This is a genomic window from Apilactobacillus apinorum, from assembly GCF_001281175.1.
Lineage (GTDB): Bacteria > Bacillota > Bacilli > Lactobacillales > Lactobacillaceae > Apilactobacillus > Apilactobacillus apinorum.
Window position 1 is genome coordinate 620,593 of sequence record NZ_KQ440395.1, and the last position, 11,323, is coordinate 631,915.

Annotated in this window: 13 protein-coding genes; all 13 read left to right on the top strand. The window is 30.4% G+C overall.

What is annotated here, in order from left to right; all coding sequences use genetic code 11:
* Window positions 1-66 precede the first annotated feature (66 nt).
* The 13 genes from comGA to RZ74_RS07045 all read left to right on the top strand — a co-directional run bounded on the left by comGA (window position 67) and on the right by RZ74_RS07045 (window position 11,323).
* A complete protein-coding gene (gene comGA, locus RZ74_RS02600; RefSeq protein ID WP_053949892.1) occupies window positions 67-915 on the top strand; it encodes a competence type IV pilus ATPase ComGA in 849 nt (282 codons plus the stop codon).
* A gap of 25 nt (window positions 916-940) precedes the next feature.
* Window positions 941-1,912 (top strand): type II secretion system F family protein, encoded by a 972-nt coding sequence (locus tag RZ74_RS02605; RefSeq protein ID WP_053949893.1) that lies wholly within the window; start codon window positions 941-943, stop codon window positions 1,910-1,912.
* Window positions 1,913-1,915: 3 nt separating this feature from the next.
* On the top strand, window positions 1,916-2,218 hold the full coding sequence (gene comGC, locus RZ74_RS06915; RefSeq protein WP_263505239.1) for a competence type IV pilus major pilin ComGC: 303 nt from the start codon (window positions 1,916-1,918) through the stop codon (window positions 2,216-2,218).
* A 43-nt stretch (window positions 2,219-2,261) separates the two neighbouring features.
* Complete coding sequence (locus RZ74_RS02615) at window positions 2,262-2,633, top strand: hypothetical protein (protein WP_148562064.1); 372 nt, start codon at window positions 2,262-2,264, stop codon at window positions 2,631-2,633.
* Between the two features lie 143 nt (window positions 2,634-2,776).
* Complete coding sequence (locus RZ74_RS02625) at window positions 2,777-3,202, top strand: competence type IV pilus minor pilin ComGF (RefSeq protein ID WP_083437141.1); 426 nt, start codon at window positions 2,777-2,779, stop codon at window positions 3,200-3,202.
* Window positions 3,203-3,435: 233 nt separating this feature from the next.
* Entirely contained in the window at window positions 3,436-4,470 is a 1,035-nt protein-coding gene (locus RZ74_RS02630; protein WP_053949897.1) for a class I SAM-dependent methyltransferase, read from the top strand.
* Window positions 4,471-4,480: 10 nt separating this feature from the next.
* Window positions 4,481-5,668 carry an acetate/propionate family kinase gene (locus RZ74_RS02635; protein WP_053949898.1) on the top strand — a complete coding sequence of 396 codons (1,188 nt, stop codon included), beginning with the start codon at window positions 4,481-4,483 and terminating at the stop codon, window positions 5,666-5,668.
* A 206-nt stretch (window positions 5,669-5,874) separates the two neighbouring features.
* Complete coding sequence (locus RZ74_RS02640) at window positions 5,875-7,245, top strand: amino acid permease (protein ID WP_053949899.1); 1,371 nt, start codon at window positions 5,875-5,877, stop codon at window positions 7,243-7,245.
* A gap of 107 nt (window positions 7,246-7,352) precedes the next feature.
* Window positions 7,353-7,961: a metallophosphoesterase gene (locus RZ74_RS02645; protein ID WP_053949900.1), complete on the top strand. Its 609-nt coding sequence runs from the start codon at window positions 7,353-7,355 to the stop codon at window positions 7,959-7,961.
* A 15-nt stretch (window positions 7,962-7,976) separates the two neighbouring features.
* Window positions 7,977-9,350 (top strand): bifunctional metallophosphatase/5'-nucleotidase, encoded by a 1,374-nt coding sequence (locus RZ74_RS02650; protein WP_053949901.1) that lies wholly within the window; start codon window positions 7,977-7,979, stop codon window positions 9,348-9,350.
* Between the two features lie 11 nt (window positions 9,351-9,361).
* Entirely contained in the window at window positions 9,362-9,907 is a 546-nt protein-coding gene (locus RZ74_RS02655) for a YutD-like domain-containing protein (protein WP_053949902.1), read from the top strand.
* A 10-nt stretch (window positions 9,908-9,917) separates the two neighbouring features.
* The gene (locus RZ74_RS02660) at window positions 9,918-10,697 is read left to right on the top strand and encodes a TIGR01457 family HAD-type hydrolase (RefSeq protein ID WP_053949903.1); all 780 of its coding nucleotides are present in this window, start codon (window positions 9,918-9,920) and stop codon (window positions 10,695-10,697) included.
* 83 nt (window positions 10,698-10,780) lie between these two features.
* Window positions 10,781-11,323, top strand: coding sequence for a TIGR01906 family membrane protein (locus RZ74_RS07045; RefSeq protein ID WP_413813626.1), 543 nt, complete (start codon window positions 10,781-10,783; stop codon window positions 11,321-11,323).

The following is an 11,323-nucleotide window of genomic DNA, read 5'->3' on the forward strand; positions in this document are numbered from 1 at the left end:
ATGTGCATTTTTTTTATAAAAAAATTTAAACCTCCATTCTACGAATATATGAATGGAGGTTTTTTTATGGACATACAATTATATTTTAAGAAGTTAATATCTACTTCATGTGATAAAAGAATTGAAGACATTTATATACTACCTGAGGATAATCAATATGTTTTAAAAGCCAAAAGCGGGTATGGAATTATATTCCAGGAATTTTTAAAAATAGATACGGCATTAAAGCTAATTAATTATTGTAAGTATGTTAGTGGGATGAGTATAAGTGAGAAAAGAAGACCTCAAGTTGGTTCTATTGGTGCTCACTCAGATTTCTTTTTAAGAATTTCCACAGTTGGAAACTTTAAGAATGAAGATACAATGGTAATTAGGATTATTTATGCACTTGATAATAATAAAATCATTTATAGTAATGACGCCATTTTGAATCAAATTGTAGAAAATACTAATGATTCTGGATTGATAATTTTTGCTGGAAAAACGGGATCTGGAAAAACCACTTCTGTTTATAAGATTGCTGATAAAATAGCGAAAAACAAGATGATTATGAGTATTGAAGATCCAGTGGAGATTAGACATAAATCATTTCTGCAATTACAAGTTAATGAAGTCGCTGGGATGGGATATGATGAATTGATTAAAGTAGGGTTAAGACATCGACCGGACGTGTTTATAATTGGAGAGATTAGAGATTATAAAACTGCCAATGCAGCAATTAGAGCTGCTTTATCAGGTCATTTAGTACTAACTACAATTCATGCCAGAAATTCTGATGGTGTTATAGATAGGTTAACTCAATTAGGATGTGAATATTCTGACGTTAAGAGCAGTTTGAACACGATTATATATCAGCGTATGTTGCTAAACGATGATGGGGATTTGATGGCTGATTTAGAAATCATTAATAATTAATATTGATAGGGATGGGCTTTTATAAATGAAAAAACTAACTTTAAAAAGGCAGTATGTATTTTTCAAACTAATGAGTGATTTATTGAATTCTGGATACAACCTAAAACAATCAATTCTATTTATTAGAGAAATGGATAATGACGTAAACGCATATAACTATATTGAGGACCAATTAATAACAGGAAGAAGCTTTAGTGATAGTGTATATGGATTAGTTAATGATGAATTCGTCAATCAAATTATGATAAGTGAACGGTATGGTAACTTGGCACAATGTTTGTCTGATCTTAGTAATTTTATTCAACATAGAATACAAAATGAATCGAAAATTAAGGAGGTTTTATGTTATCCAATCATTTTAATAATGATGTTGGCATTTACGGTTTTTGCAATCAATGAATTGGTCTTACCACAATTAAATACAGTAAGTACTATTAATCAATATGATTTCAGTATGATCTATTGCTTTATTGCATTAGTCGTTCTGGTATTGGCAGGGATTACATATTTTTACAATAGATTGTCGTTATTAGAAAAAAGAAATTATATATGTAGAATTCCATTTATAGGCAATGTTTATAGAAGTTATATTGCATACTTCCTATCGTTGCAATTAAGTATGTTATTGAGCAGTGGAATGGAATTAATTCAAATTGTACATGTATTAAAAACGTTTAAAAGAAACACTTTACTAAATGCTTTAGGAAATGAACTATCACGATTTGCGAATCTTGGAGATGAGGTTACCAAGTTGATTAATAAATATCGTTTTTTACCAATCGAATATAATAGCTTTTTTAGTAGTGGAAAAGAAGTTGATGATATTAAAGATGAATTAAATATATTTTCAAAAATCAAGTTTACTGAAATGAATAAGCAAGTTAATCGTTTAATAAATATGATTCAACCAATACTATTTTTGATTATTGGTATATGTATTATTGTGGCTTATCTACTAGTATTGGCACCAATATATTCTTCACTGAAAGGAATTTAGAAATTGAAAAATAAGAAAGACGGATTCACATTAATAGAAATGACGGTGGTATTATTTATCATTTCGTTGCTAATTTTAATCATTGTTCCAAATATTTCTGGGCAGAAGAAGCATGCCAATAAGATCCATATCCATGCAATGAGCACTATGATTCAAGGTCAAGTAGATGCTTTGTCTGACGAAACAAATAATAAAAATATTGACTTCACAGATCTTATTAGTGAGGGTTACTTAACTGATAAGCAAGTGAAACAAGCTGAATCGGATGGAATTAAAATTGAAAATAATAAAGTTATTGAAGATTAATAGGATAGGTTTTTCTACTTTCGAAATGATTGTAGTGCTGTTAATGACTACGGTATTTTTCTCAACTACTTTATTTATGTTTAACACATTAAGATATAACCATTCCCAAAACGACAAGATATTTTGGGATCTATTTAAATCAAATTGGGAAGCAACTGTAGAATCTTCAAAAGCTAATCATATTGATAGTGTTATTTACATCTCACATAACCATGTAATTTTTGAAAATAAAGCTAAAAAAAGTGAAGTAACAGTTCCAAACAACATAGTCACACCTGATGAATTTGTTATTCAAATAAAAAGAAATGGGTATATTTCACCTAAGACATATTATTGGTTTATCAGGAATAAAAATAAGAAATATGTTCAAAAAATACAAATGGGATGGGGAGTTTATAGACTGTATGAAAAATAGAAAACATGGATTTTTGATGATAGATGCGATGATTGCATTATTAATAATTTCAACAAGTATTATTATCTTCTCCGATTTCAATAAAACAATGAATAAGAACTTAGAAATAAGAAAAAAAACATTGATCAAAAAAAGGATGAACTATGAACAACAAAAGGGCCTTTACGATGATTGAGAGTGTAGTTAGTATATTTATATTATCTTTGATTGCGATATTGGTGATATTAATTCATCCGTTTATTGATAATGTACAAACAGATAGTAACGAAAATGTTATTGATTATCAGTTATTCTTAAAGGAAATAGAGTCAGATAAGTTTGGTTTTGTGTGGAAAGATGTCAGTAATAATGAAGTATCTCTTTACAGTCAAGTAAATAAAAAAGAATACAAGTTAAAACAAAATAAACAATCATTGATTTTATCAGGTGAAAAAAATGGTTATTTACCTATGTTGGATAAAATAAAAACCGTATTTTTTTCAAAAAGTGGTCATCACTTTAAAATTAGTATTACATTTTTGAATGGTGAACAATATACGAATGTGAGTGTGTTAAAAAATGACAAGTAAGAACGGTTCAGCAACGATGGTTGCAATATTTATTGCACTGATAATATCATCAATCGTATTAGTTAAATATGAAAAATATAATACTGAAATTCAAACGATTAATAAAATTATAAAAAGTTATCCAAATACCTAATTTATATTAAAGTAATTAGTGGTTTATCTTGAATTTTATGATAAAAATCTGGTAATATGAAAGTTGTTATTAAGTGATAATACTTTTAGGGGAGTTGAGTGTGCTGACTGAGAGAGATACAGAAACTCTGTTTAAAGTTTTAAATTCTTCTACTGAACTTCTGAAAGATAAGTTAGGGATATCTTACCTAGATGCTTTCATCGAAACTGGTGATAACCTAATTAATAATGGTGAAGTACATGTTGAAGAAGGGATGCCAGATAGTGACACTGTTTCTAAATTAGAGAAAATTTATAGCGAAATAGATTATCATAAGCTTGATGCTGAAACAGTTAGAAAAGCTGTTCAGATTTGCATGATAAAAGCTACTAAAGAAGATGCTATTCAAGCTAACCATCAAATTACCCCAGACACAATTGCTTCAATTATGGGATATTTAGTAATTAGACTTGTGAAAGATGACAAGAAATTACAAATATTAGATGTTTCTGTTGGGATGGGAAATCTATTATCTACAGTTGTTAATCAACTAAAAGATGCTATTAAGGAAGTTGATATACATACAGTTGGAATTGATAATGATGACTCAATGCTAGCCGTGGCAAGTATTAATTCTCAAATGCAACAAGATAGTGATAATACTGAATTAATTTATCAAGATTCCGTTGCAAACATCCTAGTAGACGATGCAGATTTAGTTATTTCAGATTTACCGATTGGATATTATCCAATTGATGAAAATACTACTAATTACAAAACTAGATCTTCTGAAGGGCATTCATTTGCTCATCATCTATTGATTGAACAAGGGATGAATCATATTAAGCCCGGTGGATTTGGAGTATTTTTAGTGCCAAGTAATCTATTTGATACTACTGAATCAAAAGGACTTTTAAAATGGATTCAAGATAATGCCTACTTACAAGCATTATTAAATCTACCAAAAGAAATCTTTAACAATGAAAATGCTCAAAAGGCCATCCTAATTTTACAAAAGCATGGTGATAATGCTCATCAAGTTGAAAAAATTATGATTGGTGAATTTCCATCCTTCAAACAACCTTCAGCTTTCCAAAAGTTTTTAGCTGAGATTGTAGAATGGGAAGAAAAAGATTTATTAACAAAAAAAGGTTAGGAGAACTATTATGGGAAAATCAATTGCAATTAACGCAGGAAGTTCCACATTAAAATTTAAATTATTTGAAATGCCATCGGAAAAGCTAATTTCAAGCGGTGCTATTGACAGAATCGGTCTATCAAACTCTGATGTTGAAATTAAATATGGTGATGGTGAAAAGTTCCAAAAAACTATGGACGTTAATAATCACGAAGAAGCTATCAAACTTGTATTAGACAAGCTTCTAAGCTTAAGTATTATTGAAAACTATGATGAAATTACAGGTGTTGGTCACCGTGTAGTTGCTGGTGGAGAATACTTTACTGACTCAGTAATTATTGATGATGATGTTTTAAGTAAGTTAGAAGAACTTTCAGAACTTGCTCCATTACATGAACCAGCTAACATTCTAGGAATCAAAGCATTTAAGAAGGTATTACCTGATGTAATTAGTGTTGCTGTCTTTGATACTTCTTTCCATACTTCAATGCCTGAAGAAAACTACATGTATGCTTTACCATATAAGTACTACACTGAACACAAAGCAAGAAAATATGGTGCCCATGGTACCAGTTATAGATATGTTTCTGGTCGTGCTGCTGCAATGATGGGCAAACCACTAGAAGATTTAAAACTTGTTATCATGCATTTAGGTGCTGGAGCATCAATTTGTGCCGTAGATCATGGTAAGTCATTGGATACTTCAATGGGCTTCACTCCTTTAACAGGAATTATGATGGCTACTAGATCAGGGGACGTTGATCCTTCACTATTAGCTTACATCATGGAAAAAGAAGGAATTACTGATATTAATGAAATGATTAATATCTTAAACAAGCAATCAGGTTTAGTTGGTGTATCTGAAGTTTCAGCTGATATGAGAGATTTAGAAGCTGTTAAAGCTGATAACCACCAAGCTGAATTAGCACGTAATATGTACATGAACAGAATTGTTAAATATGTTGGTCAATACGTTGCTGAAATGAATGGTGTTGATGGAATCGTATTTACAGCCGGTGTTGGTGAAAATGATATTGGTATCAGAGAAGAAATCGCTGAAAAACTAAGTTACTTTGGTGTTAAGGTTGATTCAGAAAAGAACCACATTCGCGCTGTTGAACGAGACATTAGTGCTGATGACGCAAAAATCAAAACTTTATTAATTCCAACTAACGAAGAATTAATGATTGTTAAGGATATTGAACGTCTAAAATAATATAAGGAGGGTGCTATTAATGGCATCCTCTTTTATTTTCATGGATTGATGAAAATAATTCAACTTAAAATATATAACATGAATAAATGTTGATACATCAATGTTTTGAATTGTTATGAATGCTTTGATAGCAAGGATAGAGATACTATTTAGAAACGTTTTATGTAATAATGGTTCTCATAGAACTTTAATAGGAGGGTGATGAAATGGAAGAATCACCGAAAACAGAAAACGTTGAATTATCTAGAGGATTAAAGAACCGTCATGTTCAATTAATCGCTTTAGGAGGAACAATTGGAACAGGATTGTTCTTAGGTGCGGGGGAATCAATTCAATTCGCCGGACCATCTATTATTTTGGCATACTTAATTGCCGGAATCGCCGGATTCTTTATTATGAGATCACTTGGTGAACTGTTATTATCTAACGTTAATTGTCATTCATATATCGAATTTATTGAAAAATATTTGGGTGAAAAGCTTGGATTTGTCGCTGGGTGGACATATTGGGCTTGTTGGATAACAATTGCAATGGCTGAAATAACTGCCGCTAGTTTATACATTAAATATTGGTTCCCAAGTATTCCACAATGGATTACTGGTTTAGTCATTATTATTATCTTGTTCTTATTGAATACAGTTAATGTTTCTGCATTTGGAGAAACAGAATTCTGGTTCGCATTAATAAAGGTAATTGCCATTTTAGCATTGATTGCTACAGGGGTTGTATTGGTTATTATTAACTATAAAACACCTGTTGGCCATGCCGGACTAGGTAACTTATTTGGACACAAAATGTTTGCTCATGGATTATCAGGTTTCTTTATGAGTTTCCAAATGGTTATCTTCAGTTTCGCAGGAATTGAAATGATTGGAATGACAGCTTCTGAAACACATGATCCACAAAAAGTTATTCCTAAGGCAATTAACGAAGTTCCTTCAAGAATCTTAATTTTCTACATTGGTTCATTAATTGCTCTAATGTGTATCTATCCATGGAACTTTATCAATGCTGATTCAAGTCCTTTCGTACAAGTATTCCAAAACATTGGAATTGGTGCTGCAGCATCAATTATTAACTTTGTTGTGTTAACTGCAGCGGTTTCTGCATGTAATTCTTCATTATTTACTACTGGAAGAATGGCATATTCATTAAGCTTTGGAACAACAAATAAAGTTGGTAAGAAAATTGGTTCATTGAGTAGCAAAGGATTACCAACAAATGGAATTATTTTCTCAACATTAGTAATTGCGATTTCTCTATTCTTAAACGCATTTATGCCAAATGGTGTGTTCCAACTTATTTCTAGTGTTGCAACTACTTGTTTCTTATTCATTTGGGGATTAATTGTAATTGCACATATTAAATACAGAAAAGTCGTTAAAGCAAATGGTGAAGAAAGCAAACTTAGCTTTAAGATGCCATTATTCCCATTATCAAGTTACTTTGTATTAGCTTTTCTTATCTTTGTAGCAATTGTATTATTGTTCAGAGTTGATACACTAATTCCATTAATTGGATCAATTATTTGGATTTTATTCCTATACATCTTTAAAACTATTAAAGACAAAATTTAATATTAAAGGTTTAATTTATCAATATTGGTAGATTAAACCTTTTTTATTTTTAATTTTAATAATAATAGTTTATTCTAGATATAAAGATAATTTAGAAGGAGCAAATTATGAAGTTTTTTATATCTGATACGCATTTTTTAGATAAACATATGATTGGAAACAAGAATTTTGCTCCTAGACCTTATTTTTTCGTTGAAGAAATGGATAACGATATAATAAAAAACTGGAATGAAATAGTTACTGATAATGACGTCGTTTATCATTTAGGAGATATCGCTGTTTGTCATGATAAGCCACAACAAAAAGCATTTGAGAAAGTTTTCAATTTGTTGAAGCAATTGAATGGTAAAATTATACTGATTAAAGGAAATCATGATAGTCGAGCCCTTTTTAAGTATATTGATAAAAATAATATTGAGCTAAATGGTGAACCTAAGTTTTCATTTGAAGATGTAGGAACCTTAATAAAAATGAATCATTGCCAATATTATATGACGCATTATCCAATGATGATGGGACAGGTAAAACAGATAATAAATTTACACGGTCATATCCATCACTATTCGGTATCCGCAAAGGAAAATATAAATGTTGGAATTGATAGTCCAGAAAAAGACTATTTAAAATACAAAAAACCGTTTGGCCAACCATTTACTGAAGATGATTTGAGTGTAATGATTGAACAAAAGGCAACTGATTTTATGAAACGAAAATAATTGGAGGGACTCACAATGGAAAAAATCGCCATTTTACATACTAATGATATTCATTCACATTTTGAGAACTGGCCAAAAATTAAAAGATATCTAATTGATGAAAAAAGAAAGTTAGAAGAAAAAGGATATTTCGTCCTAACTGTTGATTTGGGAGATGCATTAGATCGTTCACATCCACTAACAGAAGCTACTGATGGCAGGGCCAATATTGAACTTTTAAATCAAATTGGCTATGATGCAGCGACAATTGGTAATAATGAAGGTTTAACAAACAGTCATGAACAACTAAATCATTTATACGATGATGCTAATTTTGATGTGATTTTAGCTAATATTTTAGATGCTAAAACATTACAATTACCATCATGGGGAAAAGAAAAGAAGACTATTAAAACGCCTCAAGGAAATATTATTGATATATTTGGGTTAACAGCCCCATATCAATCAACATATAAATTAGTAGGTTGGAAACCAATTGATGATCAAGTGAAAATTGAAGAACTATTAGATAAAAACACTAATGACTCTGTGAAAGTGTTGTTATCACATTTAGGAGTAACTCAGGATAGGTTAATTGCACAAAAGTTTCCACAGTTTAACGTCATAATCGGTAGCCATACACATCATTTATTTGAACATGGTGAAAATGATAATCAATCATTATTGGCGGCTGCAGGAAAATACGGTTTCTATGTAGGTGAAATATTACTAGAAGTTGACAATAATAAGGTGCTTTCTAAATCAGCAAGTGTTGTAGAAGTAGCATCTTTGCCAGAACTTGATGGTGATGAAGAATTCATCAATGGACTAGAAGATAAGGGAGAAAAACTTTTATCAGAATCTAAAGTAGCTATGATTGATCATGATATTGATAACGGATTGAGGGGTAAACCTGAAATAGTATCTTTATTTTTGGATGCAATGAAGAAGAAAGCACATACAAAAGCATCTGTCGTGAATAACGGTTTATTTTTATCACCCCTAAAAAAAGGAGTTATTAACAAAAACGACTTACATCAAATTTTGCCACATTCAATGCATGTTACTAAAACATCTCTTGTTGGTGCTGATATATGGAGATTAGTAATGGAAATGCAAAAAAATTGGAAGTTTTTGATTCAGTTTCCACAAAAAGGAATGGGTTTTAGGGGTAAGTTTTTTGGTCAATTAAATTATGACGGTATTGAAGTAGACGAAAATAATAATGTATACTTTGATGGTGAGTTAGTAGATTTTAATAAAACATATGAAATAGCATTGTTGGATCACTATATCTTTATTCCGTTTTTCCCAACTGTTGCAATTAAAGGGCAAAACAATATTTTATATGATCAAACATTAAGAGATCTTTTTGCTGATTATTTATCAGATAAGTTTCCATTAGAATAGGAGAAATAAAATTGGACCGCAAAAGTATTGAAGATTTAGTTCAAGAAAAAAACGATAGTTATAAGCCATTAGCTAATATAAAAATGGATGGAGAAGATAAAGTATTAATTAACAATCACACTTATGAATTAATCGATAATCATAATGGATGTTTTAACATTGATGATTTTTCCATAAACTATAATCCAATATTTAGTCGTTACAGTTATATTGTTGGTGATTATGGATACGGTGTATTAAGACTAAAAGGTTTTTCTGATGACGGAACAAGCACACCACTACAAAATCAATTTTTAGCAATCAAGGATTATCTAAATGAGTATGCTAATATGGGTGCTGATTATTTTGTGATGCATAATTTAGAAGTTAAATCTAAGCCTAGTTCTTCCTTCAATAAGAAACGCCCAAGAAGAAACAATAGAAACAATAAAGGCGGCTTTATTAAAGAAAAAGTCACAAAAACCAAACCAGAAATTGAAAAACGTGAACATGTAACTGTTACCCAATCTAAAGGCCATGGCAAACGCCACTTTACGATTAAACAAAGAAATGATTAGGAGAATATAAATGGGAAAGTATAAAGGATATTTTATTGACCTAGATGGGACTATTTACGCTGGAAAAAAACGAATTCCTGCAGCTAAAAGATTTGTTGAAAGATTACAGTCAACTAAGACCGATTTTTTATTTGTAACTAATAACACGACTAAACTACCTGAAGATGTAGTTAAAAATTTATCAGATAATCATGATATTCATGTATCAGTTGATAACGTTTATACTGCAGGCCTTGCTACTGCAGATTATGTAAAAAACGATGCTACTAAGAAAAATCTCGATAAAACTGCATATGTAGTGGGTGAGATTGGTTTGATAAAGGCATTAGAAAATAATGGATTTGAAATTACTGATGATAATCCTAGCTATGTAATTGTTGGTTTAGATAGTCATGTAACATATGATCAATTAAGTAAGGCAGTATTACTAGTTAGAAGTGGTTCTATTTTTATTGGAACTAATCCAGATAGTAATATTCCAACTGAAAAAGGGATGCAACCAGGTGCAGGATCTTTAGTTAAACTTGTAGAGTATGCTACACAACAAGAACCAGTATTAATTGGTAAACCAGAATCTATTATTATGCAAAATGCTTTGGACAAAATTAACCTATCTAAGAGCGATGTTGTCATGGTTGGAGATAACTATATGACTGACATTTCAGCAGGAATTAATTTTGGAATGGATACTTTATTGGTTTATACCGGATTATCAACCAAAGAACAGGTGAAGGCTAAATCAATTCAACCAACCCATCAAGTGGATTCATTAGATGATTGGGAATTATAAAAATGCCTTATTCCACGGTTAAATACTATCTATACAGCTTAATGATTTTAGCGTGGTTAGTCTGTTTATCTGTTTTTTTGTTTATGAATTTATCAATAATATATCTGATTACGATAAAAATATTGAATATATCAGCATCAATACACATTAGTATGGCAAGTGTGTCTAATAATTATACAAACATTATTAGATATCTACAGTCGCCATTTATTAATCAGATGCATACAGCAATTCCTGTTAATGAAGTTGTTATTAGGCATTTTAGAGATGTTAAGACTTTATTGATGATTAGTAATACGTTAATGATTATTTTAACTTTGATTGCTGTAAAATTGATTAAGCGGTTATCGTTTGCTAACAAACTATGGTTGTTAAAGATGCCGCTTAGATCAACTTATATGCTATTCACTTCCTTAATATTATTTTCAGTAGTAGATTTTAATGATGCTTTTGTTTTTATGCATAAGTTATTATTTAGAAACCAAGACTGGATTTTTGATGAAAAAAAAGAACCAATCATAAACCTGTTTCCATCGCAATATTTTATGGTTGGATTCATCTTTATATTTTTATTGGTATCAATAGGGATGATATTGATTTTAAACAAAATAAAAAAGGACTCATAA

What these genes read in the sequence shown, in the direction of transcription:
- RZ74_RS02615 (WP_148562064.1), top strand. Translation starts at nt 2,262, where the DNA reads ATGACTACGGTATTTTTCTCAACTACTTTATTTATGTTTAACACATTA.
- RZ74_RS02645 (WP_053949900.1), top strand. Translation starts at nt 7,353, where the DNA reads ATGAAGTTTTTTATATCTGATACGCATTTTTTAGATAAACATATGATT.
- RZ74_RS02640 (WP_053949899.1), top strand. Translation starts at nt 5,875, where the DNA reads ATGGAAGAATCACCGAAAACAGAAAACGTTGAATTATCTAGAGGATTA.
- RZ74_RS07045 (WP_413813626.1), top strand. Translation starts at nt 10,781, where the DNA reads ATGAATTTATCAATAATATATCTGATTACGATAAAAATATTGAATATA.
- RZ74_RS02635 (WP_053949898.1), top strand. Translation starts at nt 4,481, where the DNA reads ATGGGAAAATCAATTGCAATTAACGCAGGAAGTTCCACATTAAAATTT.
- RZ74_RS02605 (WP_053949893.1), top strand. Translation starts at nt 941, where the DNA reads ATGAAAAAACTAACTTTAAAAAGGCAGTATGTATTTTTCAAACTAATG.
- RZ74_RS02660 (WP_053949903.1), top strand. Translation starts at nt 9,918, where the DNA reads ATGGGAAAGTATAAAGGATATTTTATTGACCTAGATGGGACTATTTAC.
- comGA (WP_053949892.1), top strand. Translation starts at nt 67, where the DNA reads ATGGACATACAATTATATTTTAAGAAGTTAATATCTACTTCATGTGAT.
- RZ74_RS02650 (WP_053949901.1), top strand. Translation starts at nt 7,977, where the DNA reads ATGGAAAAAATCGCCATTTTACATACTAATGATATTCATTCACATTTT.
- RZ74_RS02625 (WP_083437141.1), top strand. Translation starts at nt 2,777, where the DNA reads ATGAACAACAAAAGGGCCTTTACGATGATTGAGAGTGTAGTTAGTATA.